The organism is Salimicrobium humidisoli (assembly GCF_002295105.1).
GTDB classification, from domain to species: Bacteria; Bacillota; Bacilli; order Bacillales; family Halobacillaceae; genus Salimicrobium; species Salimicrobium humidisoli.
This window is the reverse complement of sequence record NZ_NSGH01000030.1, coordinates 1-19339: the sequence shown is the minus strand read 5'-3', so window position 1 is coordinate 19339 and position 19339 is coordinate 1. Positions and strand designations below refer to the sequence as shown.

23 protein-coding genes, 5 tRNA genes and 1 riboswitch are annotated in these 19339 nt (G+C 43.9%); of the genes, 10 read left to right on the top strand and 18 right to left on the bottom strand.

Annotation, left to right across the window (positions count from 1 at the left end; translation table 11 throughout):
- Positions 1-256 precede the first annotated feature (256 nt).
- Positions 257-361, bottom strand: a riboswitch (glycine riboswitch).
- A gap of 188 nt (positions 362-549) precedes the next feature.
- The 8 genes from comGA (at position 550) to CKW00_RS12745 (ending at position 4617) form a co-directional block, all read left to right on the top strand.
- On the top strand, positions 550-1515 hold the full coding sequence (comGA, locus tag CKW00_RS12780) for a competence type IV pilus ATPase ComGA (protein ID WP_095822882.1): 966 nt from the start codon (positions 550-552) through the stop codon (positions 1513-1515).
- Positions 1502-2530 carry a type II secretion system F family protein gene (locus CKW00_RS12775; protein ID WP_095822881.1) on the top strand — a complete coding sequence of 343 codons (1029 nt, stop codon included), beginning with the start codon at positions 1502-1504 and terminating at the stop codon, positions 2528-2530. Before comGA ends, CKW00_RS12775 begins: the two co-directional genes overlap by 14 nt.
- A 17-nt stretch (positions 2531-2547) precedes the next feature.
- Positions 2548-2859, top strand: coding sequence for a competence type IV pilus major pilin ComGC (gene comGC, locus CKW00_RS12770; protein ID WP_076569915.1), 312 nt, complete (start codon positions 2548-2550; stop codon positions 2857-2859).
- Positions 2843-3283: a competence type IV pilus minor pilin ComGD gene (gene comGD, locus CKW00_RS12765; RefSeq protein ID WP_095822880.1), complete on the top strand. Its 441-nt coding sequence runs from the start codon at positions 2843-2845 to the stop codon at positions 3281-3283. The genes comGC and comGD overlap by 17 nt, the downstream gene beginning before the upstream one ends.
- Positions 3273-3554, top strand: coding sequence for a hypothetical protein (locus CKW00_RS12760; protein WP_008588883.1), 282 nt, complete (start codon positions 3273-3275; stop codon positions 3552-3554). Before comGD ends, CKW00_RS12760 begins: the two co-directional genes overlap by 11 nt.
- Positions 3547-3960 (top strand): competence type IV pilus minor pilin ComGF, encoded by a 414-nt coding sequence (gene comGF, locus CKW00_RS12755; protein WP_095822879.1) that lies wholly within the window; start codon positions 3547-3549, stop codon positions 3958-3960. Before CKW00_RS12760 ends, comGF begins: the two co-directional genes overlap by 8 nt.
- A complete protein-coding gene (locus tag CKW00_RS12750) occupies positions 3929-4291 on the top strand; it encodes a hypothetical protein (RefSeq protein WP_095822878.1) in 363 nt (120 codons plus the stop codon). The genes comGF and CKW00_RS12750 overlap by 32 nt, the downstream gene beginning before the upstream one ends.
- An 83-nt stretch (positions 4292-4374) precedes the next feature.
- A complete protein-coding gene (locus CKW00_RS12745; protein WP_008588880.1) occupies positions 4375-4617 on the top strand; it encodes a DUF2626 domain-containing protein in 243 nt (80 codons plus the stop codon).
- A 42-nt stretch (positions 4618-4659) separates the two neighbouring features.
- On the opposite strand, the gene CKW00_RS12740 is transcribed toward CKW00_RS12745, so the two are convergent.
- Positions 4660-5283, bottom strand: coding sequence for an MBL fold metallo-hydrolase (locus CKW00_RS12740; protein WP_095822877.1), 624 nt, complete (start codon positions 5281-5283; stop codon positions 4660-4662).
- Between the two features lie 142 nt (positions 5284-5425).
- Here CKW00_RS12740 and CKW00_RS12735 point away from each other — a divergent pair, with 142 nt between their 5' ends.
- Positions 5426-5590, top strand: coding sequence for a DUF2759 domain-containing protein (locus tag CKW00_RS12735; protein ID WP_095822876.1), 165 nt, complete (start codon positions 5426-5428; stop codon positions 5588-5590).
- A gap of 28 nt (positions 5591-5618) precedes the next feature.
- On the opposite strand, the gene CKW00_RS12730 is transcribed toward CKW00_RS12735, so the two are convergent.
- The 17 genes from CKW00_RS12730 to CKW00_RS12650 all read right to left on the bottom strand — a co-directional run bounded on the left by CKW00_RS12730 (position 5619) and on the right by CKW00_RS12650 (position 17837).
- Complete coding sequence (locus CKW00_RS12730) at positions 5619-6419, bottom strand: ABC transporter permease (protein WP_095822875.1); 801 nt, start codon at positions 6417-6419, stop codon at positions 5619-5621.
- Positions 6420-6429: 10 nt separating this feature from the next.
- Positions 6430-7116, bottom strand: coding sequence for an ABC transporter ATP-binding protein (locus CKW00_RS12725; RefSeq protein WP_095822874.1), 687 nt, complete (start codon positions 7114-7116; stop codon positions 6430-6432).
- A 71-nt stretch (positions 7117-7187) separates the two neighbouring features.
- Positions 7188-9059 (bottom strand): LTA synthase family protein, encoded by a 1872-nt coding sequence (locus CKW00_RS12720; RefSeq protein WP_095822873.1) that lies wholly within the window; start codon positions 9057-9059, stop codon positions 7188-7190.
- Positions 9060-9209: 150 nt separating this feature from the next.
- Positions 9210-10190: an ROK family glucokinase gene (locus tag CKW00_RS12715; RefSeq protein WP_095822872.1), complete on the bottom strand. Its 981-nt coding sequence runs from the start codon at positions 10188-10190 to the stop codon at positions 9210-9212.
- A gap of 7 nt (positions 10191-10197) precedes the next feature.
- Positions 10198-10410 carry a YqgQ family protein gene (locus CKW00_RS12710; protein WP_008588843.1) on the bottom strand — a complete coding sequence of 71 codons (213 nt, stop codon included), beginning with the start codon at positions 10408-10410 and terminating at the stop codon, positions 10198-10200.
- A gap of 119 nt (positions 10411-10529) precedes the next feature.
- The gene (locus CKW00_RS12705) at positions 10530-12053 is read right to left on the bottom strand and encodes a rhomboid family protein (protein ID WP_095822871.1); all 1524 of its coding nucleotides are present in this window, start codon (positions 12051-12053) and stop codon (positions 10530-10532) included.
- Between the two features lie 23 nt (positions 12054-12076).
- Positions 12077-13030 carry an L-lactate dehydrogenase gene (locus tag CKW00_RS12700; protein ID WP_008588838.1) on the bottom strand — a complete coding sequence of 318 codons (954 nt, stop codon included), beginning with the start codon at positions 13028-13030 and terminating at the stop codon, positions 12077-12079.
- 4 nt (positions 13031-13034) lie between these two features.
- Positions 13035-13604, bottom strand: coding sequence for a 5-formyltetrahydrofolate cyclo-ligase (locus tag CKW00_RS12695; RefSeq protein WP_008588836.1), 570 nt, complete (start codon positions 13602-13604; stop codon positions 13035-13037).
- Positions 13605-13696: 92 nt separating this feature from the next.
- A complete protein-coding gene (gene rpmG, locus CKW00_RS12690; protein ID WP_073991986.1) occupies positions 13697-13846 on the bottom strand; it encodes a 50S ribosomal protein L33 in 150 nt (49 codons plus the stop codon).
- A gap of 220 nt (positions 13847-14066) precedes the next feature.
- Entirely contained in the window at positions 14067-14681 is a 615-nt protein-coding gene (locus CKW00_RS12685) for a superoxide dismutase (protein ID WP_095822870.1), read from the bottom strand.
- A 205-nt stretch (positions 14682-14886) separates the two neighbouring features.
- Positions 14887-14959: transfer RNA gene (locus CKW00_RS12680), tRNA-Phe, on the bottom strand.
- Between the two features lie 12 nt (positions 14960-14971).
- Positions 14972-15066 (bottom strand) — tRNA-Ser (locus CKW00_RS12675).
- A 7-nt stretch (positions 15067-15073) separates the two neighbouring features.
- Positions 15074-15147, bottom strand: a tRNA-Ile gene (locus CKW00_RS12670).
- Between the two features lie 3 nt (positions 15148-15150).
- A tRNA-His gene (locus CKW00_RS12665) sits at positions 15151-15226 on the bottom strand.
- A gap of 13 nt (positions 15227-15239) precedes the next feature.
- Positions 15240-15313: transfer RNA gene (locus CKW00_RS12660), tRNA-Met, on the bottom strand.
- A 116-nt stretch (positions 15314-15429) separates the two neighbouring features.
- A complete protein-coding gene (locus CKW00_RS12655; protein ID WP_095822869.1) occupies positions 15430-17067 on the bottom strand; it encodes a Na/Pi cotransporter family protein in 1638 nt (545 codons plus the stop codon).
- A gap of 146 nt (positions 17068-17213) precedes the next feature.
- Positions 17214-17837 carry an NfeD family protein gene (locus CKW00_RS12650; RefSeq protein WP_095822868.1) on the bottom strand — a complete coding sequence of 208 codons (624 nt, stop codon included), beginning with the start codon at positions 17835-17837 and terminating at the stop codon, positions 17214-17216.
- A gap of 199 nt (positions 17838-18036) precedes the next feature.
- On the opposite strand from CKW00_RS12650, the gene ispG reads away from it, so the two are divergent.
- Positions 18037-19140, top strand: a complete 1104-nt coding sequence (gene ispG / locus CKW00_RS12645) for a flavodoxin-dependent (E)-4-hydroxy-3-methylbut-2-enyl-diphosphate synthase (protein ID WP_008588823.1) — start codon at positions 18037-18039, stop codon at positions 19138-19140.
- The last annotated feature ends 199 nt before the right edge of the window (positions 19141-19339 follow it).

Genomic DNA, 19339 nt, shown 5'->3' with positions numbered 1-19339 from the left:
AATGCATATATACACACAACTCCTATCTTTTTCTTGGGTCTCGTCAATTCAAGTGTAAAAGATAAAGGAGCTTGTGTGTTTTTTTTATGCTGAATTTTTCTGATACCCCAACAAATATTGTAGAGCCCCTTTTCACCGGCATAAAAAAAGAGACTTTCCCCTTTTAAGAAAAAGTCTCTGTCCTGTTACCGGAAAGTTTAACGCCCGAGGGCTTGCTTCGTAGGTGGTCCGCATATGCAGACGCTCTCCAGAGTTGCGTCCCGTGAAAGTCTTTTGTGCCTGAGAGATTCGCTCGTAGCTTGCTCCTTCGGCGCTGCAGTTACTAATGATCCGTACTTGCAGTCTCTCCCTCCACGGTCATCCGCGCTGATTATGTAATTTAACTTTTGTGAATAGTGAAGCATTTTCATTATATCATACCAGGATATAACATTTCACTTAATTGAAAATTTTCTAAAATAAAGAAGCGCGGGTCGGCCAAAAAAGAGGAATATCTCCTTCGGGGTCGAATATATATTACTATAAACATAAGAAGAGGTGATTAATGAGTTGAACGCCAAAGAATTAAGCAGAAAAATTATTGATGAAGCTCTGGACCGGAAAGCTTCAGATATTCATTTTATTCCGGAGGATGAAAACGTCCACGTTTACTTCCGCGTACAGGGATTGCGGGTTTTTTCCCGCTCTCTCCCTCTCCCCCTTTACAACAAACTTCTCACATTTCTGAAGTTCTCCTCGGAAATGGATATAGGAGAAATGAAACTCCCTCAAAACGGCAAATTCTCTTACCTTTCCCGCGGTCTTTCTACAGACCTCAGGTTGTCGACATTACCCCTCACTTCTACGGAAAGTCTTGCCATCCGACTGTTTGCCGTAACCGAAAACCTTTCTATCGGTGAACTTTTCCTCTTTCCTGAGCAAATGAAAAGGGTTATGAAATGGATCGGTTACACTTCGGGTCTTGTTCTTTTTACGGGGCCGACCGGGTGCGGCAAATCAACGACTCTGTATGCCCTAATGGAAATACTTGCGCAAAAAGGGCACCTTCAGCTTATTACCCTGGAGGATCCGGTGGAAAGAAACGTCCACGGCGTCATTCAGGTACAGGTGAATGAAAAAAATGCTTTCGATTACAACGAAGGACTGAAAGCCGCTTTACGACATGATCCGGATATTATTATCGTGGGAGAGCTCCGGGATGAAGCCACGGCACATTTTGCGGTACGAGCGGCTCTCAGCGGCCACCTGGTTTTCAGTACCCTTCATGCCAAAAACGCTCTCGGTACAATCAGAAGGCTCCAGGAAATGAATATACCGAAAGTTGATTTGGAGCAGACTTTAAGGGCAGTCGCCAGTCAGAAACTGCTTCTTTCTTCCGCTATTAAGCGCAGAGCGGCCATTCTGGAAATACTGGAAGATGCTGCTCTTTCCACCGCCTTGAAAGGTTCCCCACCAGTTACTTCTCATACCTTCCCTCACCTGAAAAAGAAAGCATGGGCCTATGGATTTATTTAATCGGAAAACTCTCGCCGTCCCACTGCAGATTCATTTCTTCAAAAGAATGTACCCATTGCTGAACAAAGGATACTCCCTCCCCCGGGCGTTAAACATTACAGGCTGGGACCAGGACCTGAAACCTCTGACTTCACAGCTTTTATATCATTTCGAAAAAGGCGAACCTATGGAAAAGGCGTTTGCCGAAGCCCGCTTTTCTTCCCTCGTCATATCTTTCCTCTACTTCGGAAAGATGAGAAAAGATTTCCCCTCTTTATTCCATCAGTGTTTTCAATTATTAACCATCACTTATGAAACAAAAAAGAAACTTGCACACACGTTAAGGTATCCGGTCATTTTAATGTTATTTCTGTTATTGACTTTTTACTTCATGAAAAAGTCCGTAATTCCGAGTTTTCAAAACCTTTATGAACATGAAGAGAATAAACCGTGGTCGCTTTACATCTTTCAGACCATAGATTATTCCATAACTTTCTTTGTTCTTCTTTCGATTATTGCCGGCACCGCTTTTTTCGTATACAAACTGGCTGCTCCCAAACTGAAATTCGAGACAAAAATGAATCTTTACAGAAGAATTCCGTTTGTTTTAAGTATAAAAACTTACATTGTCAGCTATCAGTTTGCAATCCATGCGAGTTCCATGCTTAAAGCGGGTTTCTCCCTCAATCAGGTGCTTGATATTCTCATTTCACAGAGAAACCAGCAGGAACTCTCCTTCAGCGCCCGGACTATTCTCGAATCTTTATCCGAAGGGAACACTCTGGGCATGGCAGCTAACGAAACAGTGCTGATGCGGAAAGAGATGGTGTCAATCTTCCACGAAGCTAATGACAACCAGGCACTGGCTGATGAACTATCGCTGCTTGCGGGGATGTTTTTGGAACAGGTTCAGATGAAAACAGAGAAGACGATTCAGCTTATACAGCCGATATTTCTGATCATAACTGCAGTAGTAATCATTTCCATCTATCTTTCTATAATGCTTCCTTTATATAGCTGGATAGAAACATATTAAAAATGAGGTGGATCATAATGAAAAATAATGCCGGTTTTACATTAATAGAAATGCTCGTAGTCTTACTTATAATTACCGTGTTGCTTATCGTAGCACTTCCGAACATCACTGAAAATAACAACACTATCAGAACAAAAGGGTGTGAAGCTTTCACTCTGACAGCAGAGGCACAGATAGAATCTTATTTTATGAAAACCGGAGCTTTCCCTTTAAGTCTGGAAACTCTGGAAGACGAAGGATACCTGAAACAAAGCACATGTCCTAACGGAGAGACCCCTAATTACGACAGTTCAACCGGAGAAATAACTTCGAGTGTTTTACAACCATAAAGGTTTCACGATGGTAGAAGTGATAGTGGTTCTTTGTTTCATTACCGTTTCGCTTGCTATTTTAGCTCCCGGCCAGCACTTAAGTTATTCTCATCTTACAGAGAAGCGGACCATTCAACAATTTGCCGACGACATACATTTTGCTCAGCAGATGAGTGTTCAGAAGGGAATAGAACATACGCTCTACATTGATAAGGTCAACAACGTTTATCGCATTTATGAAAGCTGGGGCTCTTCCCCTATAATACAGGAAGAGTTCCCTCCCGAATGGGAGATACAGCTTGCAACTTTGAAATCCTATACGACTTTTCACGTGAACGGTACAATCAGCACTCCGGGTACAATGTGGTTCCATACTGGAGATAAACAGCATAAAGTCACCTTTCCTTTCAGCAGAAACGGGGTCGTTATTGATGAACAATAAAGGATTTGTACTACTGGAAGCTGTCGGAACACTTGCTCTTATCACTGTTTTTACCGCTCTGATTTTCCCTTCTTTTATTACCGTCCATACATCATTGAATCATTTGAAAGACGAGCGTGAAATTCTGATGCTGTTGCACAATTACACTATACTTGATTCACACGCGGGCGAAATCGAATATAAGTATCCGGTCACTGTACTGAAAGAATCCCATAGATACTGCGCACGTTGGGAGAACGGACAGCAACAGGAGCTTTGTCTGTATGATTAAAGATACGAAAGGTTTCACGTTAATGGAAGTGCTGTTATCCCTTTCGATCCTTTTGACAGCACTCGTCGTGTTAGTCCCCCTGATGAATTATTTGAGACCTTTGGAGTGGAACGGGGACTGGCAAACACACCAATATATTCAGCTGCTGCAGGAAGAACTGAACACGGCCTCTTCAGTGAATGTTCAAAAGAATAATCTCCATTACACTAATATAGAGGGAAGTATCGTCTCTATAGAACAATATCGTAACTTAGTAAGAAGAAGAGTGAGCGGTAAGGGACATGAAACGTTACTATTCGACATAAGGGATATGACTTTCTTTTTTAAGTCGGACGTATTGCATGTAAAAATTGAATACGAAGGTGGAGAACGGTTTGAAAAAACGCTATACGTTCCCGGTAAATGAAAAGGGATTCTACTACCCCTGGGTTTCGGCTTTACTATTTATGTTTTTGCTGGTATTCGGTTATATGATCCATACCTATTATCAAAACATGGAACTGAATCAGGCAATTAAGAAAAGCTATCAGACCCAGCGATACTACCAGTCCGTTTATGATAAATGGACCCCGTTCATTATCTCTTCCACAAGCTTTCCACTAACTATCCGCCGTCCCCTGACGGATGGAGAGGCATCTGTCACCTGCAACGATGAAGAAGCCCGAATCTTGTGCACATACACGGTAATCTACAAAGATTTACACAAAAATTACAAACAAACTTACAAATTGGATTAGATTCCCTCTTACGTTTCATTTACATCCTGATTATTCTCGTATATAATGTGAATGATAGTTTAATATGAAGGAGGGGAAGAAGTATGGATCGTATGTTTCGTACGCTGGCCTTTTGGACAGGTATATTTGCTGTCATGTTTTACGCTGGTGACATGATGGAAGCTACATTGATATCCCTGGCTCAAACTGCCTTTTTCCTTGCGATTGGCTTTCTCAAGCTGTCTGAACGTATGTATATCTACATATTTTTCTCTTATTTGACAGTCTTTATGATTGGTTTTACTTATTATACCTCGTTTATTTTACAACCAGGTTTTGGTCACTAAAAAAAACGTTCCATCAGTGCTCTGCACTAATGGAACGTTTTTTTAGGTAAGAAAAGGATTCGATTTTCTTTCATCTCCAACGGTCGTGGGATCTCCGTGCCCGGGATAGATTCTCATATCGTCACGAAGGGTGAACAGTTCACTTAATATCGCATCCAGCAGCTGTTCATGATCCCCACCGGGCAAATCAGTCCGACCTATCCCTCCCTGAAACAATGTATCTCCGGCGATAGTGAACCTTTCATTCCGGAACACTAAAGCTACGCTGCCGGGAGAATGACCCGGGACGTGTCGGACTTCAAAGGAAAACGCTCCGATCTTCTGCTTTCCTTCCTCCAATATAAAATCAGGGTCCGCAGCAATGACAGGATCCATCCCAAACCATTCCGAACCGTTTTTTGCAGGGTCACTCAGCCACCCGGCTTCGTCCAGATGGAGAAAAACGGGAGCGTCATAGTGCGTCCTCGTTTCTTCAAGTGCCCCTATATGATCAAAATGAGCGTGAGTCAAAATTATCGCTTCCACGTTCAGTTCTTTCTCGTCCATAAATTTTCTCAACTTATCAAAATCACCACCCGGATCAATAACGAGAGCCCTGCCATTTTCATAAAGTACATAGCCGTTCGTCCCCAGAGGTCCGAGTGGTATTCTTGCAATCCGTAACATAATGTCCCTCCATTATCAGCTTTACATTTTTATTCCTCGACAAAATAGAAAAAATCCTATAAAATAAGTGAAGAATGAATATCTTACATAAGTATAACATCTCGTACAACAGTACAGATAGAATTAACTGGGAGGTGCGGATATGGTAACAGCTATCCTGTTTTTGCTCGTAGCTATTCTTTGCGTCGTAGCAATTTTCCGGGAAATTAAAACTAAAAACTTTCTTGCCGTAGCTTTTTCTTTAATTTCTGCAGCAGTATTCGGATGGTTTTCTGTAATGACCATCTATGCTAATTTATTCGGCTAAAAAGACGCTGAGATTCTCAGCGTCTTTTTTATTTTTCCTGATTGGAAGCATAAGCGAGCATCGCTTCTTCCGATTCAAGCAATTGCTTGTTTTCTGTAAAAAAGTGTCTGTACATAATAAGCGTGACAAACATGGCACTTAAAGATACGGATGAAAATATACTGAGGGAAATTACCAGCTGGTATTTGATAGCCATAATCGGCTCCACCCCTCCGAGAATCAGCCCCGTCATCATTCCCGGAAGCTGGACGAGTCCTATGGTCTTGATTCTGTCCACGTTCGGAATAAGTGCTGCATTCAAAGTTCGCTGAACAATCAGAGTGGAAGCCTGTTTCGGTTCCGCCCCTAACGAAAGAGCAGCAAGAAGCCTTCCCCGATTTTCGGAGAACTCACTTTTCATCCTTTCGAGCGCAAGTCCCATCGCTACCATACTGTTCCCGATCACCATGCCGCTCATCGGTATAACTTCGGAGGGAATGAATTCCACCATGCCGAAAAGAAGCCACATGGCCAGTACACTGACCTCCACGAGCACGAGCCCACCAAAAATCACAGGAAGAACATACGGCAATTCTTTCCCTTTCTTTCTCGCATGGAAACTTGCGACTACCAGCATGACTGTTACCATTAGAGGAATACCTATATAAGCATTTAAATCGAATAAGTAAGTAAGGATATAACCGATCGCAAAAAGCTGCACAGTACCCCTGAGAGAAGCGACTATGACATTGCGGCTCAACCCCAGTTGATAAAAATAAGATACGGATAGCGGTATAACTACGAAAATAATTAAAAACCATAAAGACTGATTCGAAATTTCAGGTGACATAACTTCCCCCCTATCCCTGCAAGTATTCCTTCAATGCTTTACTTTGTGGCTGCTCAAGCATTTCCGGTATTTTTCCATGTTCTTCAATAGTTCCTTCATTCATGAACAAGCCATTTGTCCCCAATCTTCTCGCCTGGGCCATCTGGTGGGTCACCATTACCATCGTAAGCCCCTGCTGTTCAATAAGCTCCTTCAGCACCGTTTCGATATCTTCTCCAGTTTTATCATCAAGAGCGCTTGTCGGCTCATCCAGTAAAAGCACCTCCGGTTCATTTGCAAGAGTCCTCGCCAGAGACACCCGCTGCTGCTGACCTCCCGACAGATGATCGACGTCACGGTCTTTCATCTCCGGAGACAGCTGGACATACTCAAGCAGCTCCTTCTCTCTGCCCGGTCGCCACGAATTAGTGAGAGAAGGGCCATATTTCAAATTATCGAGGACAGTGCCCGGAAATAGATTCGGAGATTGAAGAAGCAGACCGAATTTTTGACGCAGTTCGATAATTGGTACATCTGTCAAAGGTTTTCCGTTGTAAAAAATTTCCCCCTCCTCCGGATCTTTCAGCCGATTAAAAAGAAAAAGAAGCGTACTTTTTCCGGTTCCTGAAGGTCCGAAAAGAATAGCCCGCTCCTGTTTTTGAAGCGTAAAAGAAATATCTCTGAGCGGCCCGTGGCTCACATTTCTGAATTCGATCACATTTATTTACCCCCTATGCGTTCTCCCGATAAAGGAAAGACCGTCCTGTGCTAAAAAGGACGGTCCCATGGCTAATCTTTGAAATCATAAAACCTGAATAAATCTCCATAAATGATGTTGTCCGAATACTCGAGTTCTTTCGATACTTTTTCTTTAAAAGGTTCACAAGGCGATTCCTCTTCCGGAGGCAATTCGACAGGCTCACCGGTTTCCTTATCATAACAGACAGATTTCGAATAAATATAATCTTTCGTTATAAAGCTGCCATCGCGCATAGCTATAAAATCCTTCCTATGTTCTGCCAGCATATTCTCACCGAAATTAATATCTCTTTTCTCCTCGATTCCCAATAAGTGCAGTATCGTGGGCTTCATATCTATTTGTCCGGCGATTTTTTCATAGATTTTCCCTTCCCCCGAACCAGGTATATGAATCATTAAAGGGACACGTTGAAGCTGGATATGTTCGTATCCGTTAATATCCCGGCCGAGATAATCACTCATGGCACCTTTATGGAATTCACTTATTCCATAGTGATCTCCCATGAATATAAACATCGTATCTTCATACATACCTTTTTCTTTCATCCGGTTCATAAATTCCTTCAGCGACTCGTCCGTGTACCTCGCTGTCTGTACGTATTGATTCAGTGTAGTGGAATTTGTATCCAGTTTATCGATCGATGCTTTATCTTCCGGGAGGTCAAAAGGAAAGTGATGGGTAAGTGTTATAAACTTGCTGTAAAACGGCTGCTCCTGTTCTTTCAAATATGGAATGGACTGTTCGAAAAATGCTTTGTCTTCCAGACCCCAACCGAAAGAATTCTCTTCCTTGATTTCAAAATCTTCTTTCGAATAAAAATGATCATACCCGATATTATCGTACATGACGTCCCGGTTCCAGAAACTTTCATTGTTAGCGTGGAACACGGAAGTAGTATACCCCTTTTCATTCAACAATTCGGGCAACGCATTGTAATCGTTCTGGGCATGTGTAAAATAAACAGCCCCCCGGTCGAGAGGGTACAAAGAGTTTTCTACGAGGAACTCTGAGTCCGACGTTTTCCCCTGTGCTGTCTGATGATAGAAGTTCTTGAACCATAAAGTATCTTTATTTTCTTTCAGATCGTTCATAAAAGGGGTTATCTCCTCCCCATTCACTTCTTTATCCAAAACAAAGTTCTGCATCGACTCCATACTTACCAAAACTACGTTTTTGTCTTCGGCTATACCGAAAAGTTCTGTCTTCGACGATTCTTCTCCCTTTTGATCGGCTATATAATTACGGATTTTTTCTATTTCACTTCCGTCTGCAAACACTCTCTGGGCCTGTGTTCTCGTCTGCATCGTCAAGTCATATATGTGATAGTTGAACAGTCCGATATTCTTCACCAGATACTCCCTGTCAAACGTTCTTGTAAAAAGCATGGGCCTCTCCACTTCAGCTAAAGTGACGTTCATCGCAAGCAGCAGAAACATAACTGCCGTAGCCGCTACTTTCTGCGGTTTTTCAGAAATGGCGGGCCATCCGGGATTTCTACTGAGAATCCAGATCAAAATCACATCCAGAAACAGCAACAGATCCGTGAAGTGGATCAGAGTAAAAATACTTGAAGTCAGATCTGCCGCATTGTTTCCCTGAAAAAGGACGGGAAGTGTAATGAAATCCGTGAAATTACGATAAAACAGCAAATTCACATATAGTACAAGAGTTGCTAATAGCGATGAATATTTCAGGTATCTTCCTTGTTTATTCGTTTTCAGCCAAATGCTTATAACAAAAATCACATAGGCACTGACAAGCGGATTCAGAATTAATATAAGTTCCTGCAACGCACTATCGATAGAAATGCCGAACATGAATCTGTAGACCAAATAAGTTTTTAAACCGAACAAAATGGCTGCAAGAACAAATAAGGGAGTTCTCCTTATTAATTCTTTCATTAAATTTCCTCCTCGTTCCGCTTCACAACAAAACACTTTACATACCATCTCCTGCCTCGCAGAAGATAACACCTTTCTTTATTATAACGTTCGACTGCTTTCATAAGTTTCAAGTAAATGAAAATAACGAAGTCGATCGCAAGGGAGCGATTATCTTTCCTGAGCCCCGGTCTGTTTGTTCTCCGTCTTTGTCTTAACCAGGAAGGCGCCTCCTATAACACCTGCATCATTACCAAGCTCGGCGATACTGATGTCACAGACTTCCCTGACACGTGGAAGAGCATACTTACGGAAAGCCGTCTTCAAAGGTTCTATAAGCTGTTCGCCGGCTTTCGATACACCTCCGCCTATCACTATCTTTTCCGGATTGATGGAAACTGCGAGGTTGGCCAGAGCCAGACCCAGCTGATCCGTGACGTCTTTCACTATAAGCCGGCAGTCTTCGTCGTCTTGTTTCAGCCCCTCGAATACGTCTTTTGCTTCCGGATTTTTAATGGATGATAAAAACCCGTTTTCATTCTTCAACTGTCTTTCTTTCGCTTTACGAGCTATCGCCGTCGCAGACGCTTCTGTTTCGAGGCACCCGTATCTGCCGCAATTACAATAATGCGGAGACCCCGGTTTTACTGTGATGTGACCAATCTCTCCACCGGTTCCGTTCGTACCGTTGATCACCTTATGATTGACGATAATACCGCCACCTACACCGGTTCCAAGAGTGACTGCCACCATACTGGCGCAATTATGCCCCGCTCCGAGCCAGTTTTCCCCGAGTGCTGCGATATTAGCATCATTATCAGCCCATACCTGCAGGCCGGCAGCCTGTTTTAAGGCTTCTCCCATTCCGAAGTCTTTCCAGCCTATATTTATAGCTTCATAAACGTAACCTTCTTCCTGCTCTATGAACCCCGGTGCTCCTACTCCTATACCATGAAGTGTACGTTTATCAATTTTCAGCTCATCCAGTGTATGCTCCAGAGACGAAGCGACATCAGAAATGATACTGTTCCCGCTTTCCTCAGTAACGGTGGGTATCTCCCACTTATGTATCATTTCCCCATCTCTATCAAGAACAGCCATTTTTACAGTAGTACCACCGATATCAACACCAATATATTTATCTTTTTCCATAGCAGTATTAGACCTCTTTTCTTTTCCTGTCTTTCTCCCGGGCTATCTCCGAACGCAGCAATAGTATAGCCATACGGTAGTCTTCCTGGGTCATGCATTGAGATTTATACAGTTCCTGGATTTCATCTTCCATTAGTTCGAGGCCCGCTTCCCGGTCTCCGACATAAATAATGGTTCCGAATTTCTTCAGAAACTGTTGGATATCGTAAATTGTTTTCATCTTTATCACCGCCTTCATTATATCAATCCTGCCTGACAAAAGAAACGATGGAACTCTGCTGGAACGGGCATTATTTATAAATTTCTCCAAACACAAAAAAGAACGGCGCTTCTTTCATGCTACGAAGAAGCAGGCCGTTCGGGATCTTTGTTCCGTAATTCTGCATTAAGTTCCTCAGCCTTTTCCTGGTGGTACTCCGCTTTCTTTTCATTACCCCGGCGCTCATAAAGGATACTCAGGTTAAAATGAGCTTCAGCAAACTCCGGAGCAATGTCCACGGCTTTTCTCAGGTCGTCGAATGCCAGATTTTCTTTTCCTGTTTGTAAGTAAGCATATGATCGGAAAAATAAGTATTCATCTTCCCACTCGCCTTCCGTCTTCTCCAGGCTTTCCGTAATATCCAGCATATCTTCATATCTTTCTTCTTCCTGCAATTCCTGCAAATACTGTATATCTGCGGCCGTAAGTTTTAAATCACCTCCGCTTCCTGATGCTAATAATACAGCTAACCCCAAAGCGTACAAGGCGACAGACACTGTCCGATAAACCCGATGAGAAAGTTTTGGCAGATCCACCAGCTGCGCAGCCAGAAAACCGCCGATAAGTCCTCCCATGTGACCGCTGTTATCCACCTGGGGCACCGTTATACCGAATACGATATTAATCGCAACCAGTATAATAAGGTTCCATCCCATCGTGCGGAAAAACAGAGAGGGATACCGCCATGCAAAATATAAAAGCGCTCCGAACAATCCGAAAATCGCTCCCGAAGCTCCTGCAGCCACCGAAGTATTGAAGTAAAAACTCGCTGCACTACCGAGTATTCCTGCAAGAAAATAAATCATCGTAAATCTGAAAGATCCATATATCTGTTCGACTGCTGTACCTAAATAAAAAAGAGCCAGCATGTTCATCAGCAGATGCAGGACACCAATGTGGAGAAACATGGAAGATATAAGACGCCACCATTCCCCTTCGATGATTCCGGGATTATACTTAGCTCCGTATTCAATGAGAGTGCTGATGGAATTAGTACTCCCGACACTTTCCAAATAATAAAAAATGATTAAGTTTATTATCAACAGGAGGTAAGTGATCCTGGGCTTTCCATACTCGAAAACTTCTCTCATTTTCTGCTGCTGCTTCTGCCTGATAGAATAAAGCTGATGTTTCATATATTCAATGGTAGATTCATATTCAAGAGGGGCATCCGGAAGTTTATAGTTGATTTCTGGCGGGTGATCCAGCTTGTTCGTGGCAGCTAATTGTTCCAGTCCCCTCTCTTTATTATCATCACTCAGAAAAATAACGTTCGAATTATGTGCCAGTTTTACCGACGGAGAATCGAACTCGTCTACTGTCGGGTGTTCAGCCACATATAATAAATCGATGTTTTTTATCCGTCCCGAAAAATATCTTTTGTTTTTCTCCAGCTGTCTGTTCACATGCTCAATGTCCGCCTTCACGTGATTAGACCAGTGAAATTCCTTGTTCAGCAGACGGATTACGTGTGACTGACCTCCGGACGACTTCTCAAGCCACACCTCTTCACGCTGCAGGTGGAGATGTATAATCTCAAAATCGAAGCGGGAGACGAGATCATACGCCAACTTCCAAAAAAAATACCGCTGTTCCATCTCCATGTAATCTCCCCCTTCGTCACAACTTAATAATGTTTTACGCGCTCCACAGCATCCTTCACTACAGAGACGGATTTCTTGAATAAATCCTTCTCGTCCTGTCGTAAATTCAATTCCACTATTTCCCTAACGCCGTTTCTGTTAATGATCGCCGGTACGCCCACGTACACATCTTCCTCATCATACTGCCCTTCAAGAAGTACCGATACAGTGAACAGGGCATCTTCGTTGCGGAGAACCGCTTTGGTCAGGCGTACCAGCCCCATTGCTATTCCATAATGAGTAGCACCTTTTCTTTCTATAATATGATAAGCCGCATCGCGTACTTTATGGAAAATAGGTTCCAGATCCTTTTCATCATATCTCTCCGTATGCATGGATATGTACTGATCCACGGGAATACCGCCCACGTTCGCATGACTCCAGACAGGCAATTCCGAATCACCATGCTCACCGATGATGTAGGCGTGTACATTTCTTGCATCGATACGGAAATAATCTCCCAGCTGATACCTCAATCTGGCGGTATCCAGAATCGTGCCGGACCCTATAACCCGCTCGGAGGATAACCCGGAGAACTTCCAGGTCATATAACTTAAAACGTCCACAGGATTGGTTGCTACTATAAATATACCATCAAATGAATGGGACATCACCTGATCAACGATGGATTTGAACACTTCCGTATTCTTCATGGCAAGGTCCAGTCTGGTTTCTCCGGGCTTCTGATTGGCTCCCGCAGTAATTACAACTATATCCGCTCCCTCACAGTCCCGGTAGTCCCCCGTTCTTATCTGCATAGAAGATGGTGCGAAAGCAAGTCCATGATTCAAATCCATGACATCTCCTTCCGCTTTATCTTTATCCAGATCGATGATCACCAGCTCATCAGCCACTCCCTGGTTCAGGAGTCCATAGGCGTAACTGGAACCCACCGCTCCGTTCCCAATGATAACTACTCTATTTCGCATATTCATCATACGTTCATTCCTCCCCGGAAGTATTGATAAGACGGCTCTCTGTTACAATCAACTGAACGGGTATATCGTGATCTTCGACGGGTATGAAGTCCTGCAATTGATTTTCGGAAGTTACAGATAACGTCTTTCCTGAAAATGTTTCCAGGTAACGGTCATAGAAGCCCCCGCCGAACCCTATACGATACCCGTCGTAATTAAATAATAAGCCCGGCACAAAAAGTAAATCAATGTCTTTTTTGTGAATTATTGAACAGAATTCAGGATCAGGTTCCAAAATACCGCTGTATCCTTCTTTCATTTGTTCATATGTATGAACGAGATAGAACTCCATGCTTTTTAAAGTTGGGGAGACTTTGGGAACCGCGACCTTCTTACCTTCCTCCCACCCTTTTTCGATAAAGTTTCTCGTACTCCATTCCGGGTATTTGGAAACTGTTATAGCTATTACACGGGCTCTTTCCCATTGGGAAGTACCCGTTACGTTTACAAACTGTTCCTCCTCAATTCGATGCCTCTGTTCTCTCGAAAGGTTCTTTAAGTAACGCATAATTTCAGTACGCATCAATTTCTTCATGGACTCACCCTCTCCCCTGAAGCAGTGAAATGCCTGTACTTCCGTATGTAAAAAAAGATCGCAACAGTAAATGTCGCGATCTAATGAGGTCTTTATTTTGTTTCACGGTGCAAAGTGTGTTTCCCCTGACGCGGGCTGTACTTCATCAATTCCAGACGCTCAGGATTTGTGCGTTTGTTTTTAGTAGTAATATAGTTACGATCTCCTGTTTCTGTACAGGCAAGTGTAATATTTACGCGCATATTCTGTCCCTCCAATATTTCTTTAATGTTAGTGATTTCAAAGTTATAATCAGACTTCATTATAATAGCAGATTGTGATTTACCTTTCAAGTATTTTCGCAGTACACTTTTACTTTTATTCAAACTTACTTGAATGAAAATTCCCTGCAGACAGTGACGCGAACCCGGCACTGCAATCTAAGCAAAACCCCCGCCGTGTAAACAGCGGGGGTGAAAAATATTATTTAGCTTCGTTATAGCGTTTTTCTACTTCGTCCCAGTTGACAACGTTCCAGAACGCTGCAACGTAGTCAGGACGACGGTTCTGGTAGTTGAGATAGTACGCATGCTCCCATACGTCCAGACCGAGTACCGGTGTTTTACCTTCCATAAGAGGAGAATCCTGGTTCAGTGTATCAATAACTTCAAGTTTTCCGTTATTCACTACGAGCCAAGCCCATCCGGAACCAAAACGGCCTTTAGCGGTAGTTTCGAATTTCTCTTTGAAATCTTCAAAGCTTCCGAACGTCTGTTTAATATCGTCCGCAAGTTTACCGCTCGGCTCACCGCCACCGTTCGGAGACATGATAGTCCAGAAAAGGTCGTGGTTAGCGTGACCGCCGCCGTTTCTGCGTACCGGCGTTTTAATTTCGTCAGGAACAATTTCCAGGTTATTCTGAAGAAGTTCTTCGAGGGATTTGTCCTGCAGGTCACTGTGACCTTCCAACGCATCATTCAATGTTGATACGTACTTGTTGTGGTGTTTGGTATGATGGATGTTCATCGTTTCCTTGTCGATCGTCGGTTCCAATGCATCATAAGCATATGGAAGTTCTGGAAGTTCAAATTTAGCCATAAATAAAATCCTCCTTGTATTTAATATGTAAGGGATTGAAACCCTTACTATTAACTTACCAAACGGTCAGTATCGATGCAAACGTTTTGATCGACTACCTTCCGCATCCACATACAGTTTACCTCAGTCACTTTCCGTTTAAACAAAAAATCACCAAATTCATCTGAATTTGGTGATTTTACAATAATGATCATTAACAATTAAATGGCTCGGGACGGAATCGAACCGCCGACACACGGATTTTCAGTCCGTTGCTCTACCGACTGAGCTACCGAGCCTAAGTAAAGGAGTGGCGGAGGAGGAGGGATTCGAACCCCCGCGCGGCAAAAATACCGCCTGGCGGCTTTCGAGGCCGCTCCCTTCAGCCGTACTTGGGTACTCCCCCGTAATAATGGACCCTGCAGGACTCGAACCTGCGACCGATCGGTTATGAGCCGATAGCTCTAACCAGCTGAGCTAAGGGTCCGTATGGGGCGGTTGATGGGGATCGAACCCACGTATGCCGGAACCACAATCCGGTGCGTTAACCACTTCGCCACAACCGCCATAGATATGTAATGGCGGTGGAGGGAATCGAACCCACGACCTCACGGGTATGAACCGTACGCTCTAGCCAGCTGAGCTACACCGCCATATGAAGTATTTTAACGACGCTATTTAATATAGCATGCGTCATTTATTATTGTCAACACGTTCATGAAAATTTAATGGAGAAGGAAGGTTTTCCCCCTCCCTCCTCCTGCTTTTTTTATAAATTTTCTTTCTCCTCAAGTACTTCTTCCGCCACGTTTACGGCGTGATCACCGATACGCTCAAGGTTACTGAGCATATCCACAAATACGATACCTGCCTGACCTGAACAGATTCCTTCATTCAATCTGATTATATGCTTCTTACGGTAGGTGCGTTCCATGCGGTCAAGCTCATTTTCTTTACGCACTACTTCCCGGGCTTCGTCCTCATCCATGAATTCCAGGGCTCTCGTGGCCTGATTCACTGTTTCCAGAGTCAGACTGAACATTTCATTCAGATCGTCATGGGCCTGGTCTGTCAGGTTCACTTTATGCGTATTTTTGTAATCGATCAGTTCTATAAGGTTCTCGAAGTGGTCCCCTATCCTTTCGAAGTCGCGCACCGAGTCCAGAAGTGCTCCGTGTTTGTGACTATCGTCATCGGAAAGTGAGGTCTGGGACAGGTCGACCAGGTAATCCGTTATTTTTCTGTCCAGGTTGTTCAGCGCTTCTTCCACCTGGGTCGCAAGCTCGGAGTGTTTTCTCAGGTTACTTGTAAGATACAGGTTCGTTTCACTGAGACCTTTATAGGCATAATCTCCCATACGGATAATCTCTGCTTTCGCCTGGTCCAGAGCGAGAGACGGGGACTGCTCTATGAAAATCGGATCCAGGTGCTGAGGTTTGTACTCGATTACCGTATCCTCTCCCGGCACCAGTTTCATTACTATCCAAGCAAGTACTGCTATGAATGGAAATTGTATAATCGTATTCGCGATGTTGAACGACCCGTGAGCAAAAGCTATCGTCATTTCGGGACCGAGGTCCATATAACTGCTTATCCATCTGACATAAGCTTCGAAAGGTACGAGAAGCAGAAGGAAGATCACAGCTCCGAGCACGTTGAATATAACGTGGGCAAAAGCTGCCCGTTTAGCTCCGACACTTGCCCCGATTGCGGCAAGGGCCGCGGTCACGGTAGTACCGATGTTGTCACCGAAAAGTACCGGCAGGGCGGCATCAATGGAAACCAGACCTTCGCCCATCAGACTCTGAAGAATACCGATAGTGGCACTGGAACTTTGTACAAGAATCGTGAACAGAACTCCTACGACTACACCCAGAATCGGGTTGTTACTCATACTGACAGTGAGGTCTGTGAATGTCTGGACGTTTTCAAGAGGTTCGACACCTTTCCCCATCGTCTCGAGTCCGAAGAAAAGAGCACCGAAACCGAAAATGGTCTGGCCCCAATTGGAAACTTTGTGGTTTTTAAAGAAGAAAATCATAAAGGCTCCGATTGCCAAAATAGGCAGTCCGTATGCCTTAATATCAATACCGATAATGAATGCTGTAAGTGTAGTACCTATGTTCGCTCCCATTATGACCCCGATCGCCTGTCTGAAGGTCATGAACCCTGCGTTCACAAGTCCGACGGTCAACACGGTCGTGGTTGAACTACTTTGAAGAAAACCAGTTGCTACTGCACCGGCGATGACCCCCATAAAAGGGTTCTTCGTAAATTTATCCAGGATATCTCTCAGACGTTCTCCGGCTGTCCTCTGCAAGCCGTCTGCCATATACTTTAAACCGAATAAAAATATACCTAGTCCACCGAAAAACTGAAATATAATTTCCTGATAACTAATATCCAATCCCCTCACCCTTTCACTGCCCCGGCAGCTGGTTATCAATCATTCTCTCTGTTACCGTCCTCATTATTAATGATTGAAAGAGCTATTGTAAAGGTTATTTTCGAATCTTAACATTATCTTTACAAACAAAGACAGAAACCCTTTGTTCAGGTTTCTGTCTTCGTAACGAGAATCCTTGTACCATCGGCATCCTCGACGGTCAACTGTTCTCCTTTTTCCAGCCACTTACCATTCGTAGTGGCACTATATTCTTTCCCCTTCACTTCTATCGTTCCGGTAGGGCGCATATCGGTTACGGCTGTCGCAGTTTCACCGATAAGAGCTCTATATGTTTCATTCATACTGTTATATCCGAGCTCCGAGGATAACTGATCATTCAAAGCGACCTTGCTCCACATCTGACGTTTAGGGAATACTTTCAGAAATACCAATGAAGATAATCCGCCAAGCACTACCCCGCTCGCACTGTATAATCCCGCACCCCAGCTCGGTGCACTGAGACTTACGGATAGTACCATGATTACCGCCCCGATCGTACCGAGCGTACCATCGTTCACAAATTTTCCGTCCACGATGAGAAGGGCCAGCCCCAGCAGATACATCGCCCCCATCAGGAAGAACATATCAGGCTCGAGATACGAAGAGAAATACACAGTAATAAACCCGATACCGAGAAGCGCAAACACGCCTTTCATACGGACTAGCAGTTCCCCGAGGAGGAACATCGTACTGAAGAAGGTTATAAAGAAAGCAATCCAGTCATATGTCAACAAAGTACTCACCTCGCCTTTACCATATGTACGAAAAACATACGTATTTCGTTTCAATAACTTCTCTTGCTTTGTAGATAGTTTTAAACATGATATGATGTTATTATTCAGTATAAAGGAAAAAGGGAAACTTCTCATTTAAAATATTGGCCTTTATAATGAGACAAGAGACCTTTTAATGTAAAAGGAGCGATTCATAATGGCAATAACTCACAGAAAAGACACCAGACCTGTAAAAGTAGGAAATCTCACTATCGGAGGTTCCGACCAGGTCGTTGTACAGTCCATGACTACCACAAAAACTCATGATGTAGAAGCGACTGTGGCAGAAATTCTTCGTCTGGAAGAAGCAGGCTGTCAGATTGTGCGCGTAGCCTGTCCCGATGACCGGGCAGCGGACGCTATTCCCGAGATTAAAAAGAGAATCAATATACCGCTTGTCGTAGATATCCACTTTGACTACCGTAAAGCACTGAAAGCTATTGAAGGCGGAGCGGATAAAATCCGTATCAACCCAGGAAACATCGGTAAACGTGAAAAAGTCGAAGAAGTTGTGAAAGCGGCAAAAGCGAATGGTGTACCGATCCGTATTGGGGTAAACGCCGGTTCACTCGAAAGACACATTCTCGAAAAATATGGATATCCGACCGCTCAGGGTATGGTAGAAAGTGCCCTTCACCATATTCAGATTCTGGAAGAGCTGGATTTCCATGACATCATCGTCTCTCTTAAAGCTTCCGACGTTAAATTGGCGATTGAAGCTTATGAGAAAGCTGCTGAACAGATCTCATACCCTCTTCACTTAGGTATAACCGAATCAGGTACTCTGTTCGCGGGAACGGTGAAAAGTGCTGCCGGTCTCGGCGCTATATTGAGCAAAGGCATCGGAAGCACCGTGCGTATCAGTCTGAGTGCCGATCCTGTGGAAGAAGTGAAAGTAGCGAGAGAGCTTCTTAAAACGTATGGCCTGGCATCGAACGCAGCCACACTCATCTCCTGTCCTACATGCGGGAGAATAGAAATCGACCTGATCAGCATTGCCAACGAAGTGGAAGAGTATATCCAGACGATTAAAGCTCCCATCAAAGTTGCAGTACTTGGCTGTGCGGTGAACGGTCCGGGTGAAGCCCGTGAGGCCGACATAGGCATTGCAGGTGCCCGCGGCGAAGGCCTATTATTCAGACACGGCGAAATCATACGTAAAGTTCCTGAAGACATTATGGTAGAGGAACTGAAAAAAGAAGTGGATAAACTCGCCGAAGAACATTACGAAAAACAAAGAGAAGAAGGAATCATTAACTGATTCTCTTACCCTTGGCATCAGCCCTGACGGAGAAATATTCGTCAGGGCTTTTTCTATGATAAAAGATAAAAAGGTTCTATTTCAAATGTTGGGGTGGAGGATCTTTTCCTCCGCCCCTTTATCCTAGGTGCTTGCCTACGTTCTTGAATTGGTGATGCATCAGAATGCGGGCCCGCAACCGGTCGTGCCGGCGAAAGCC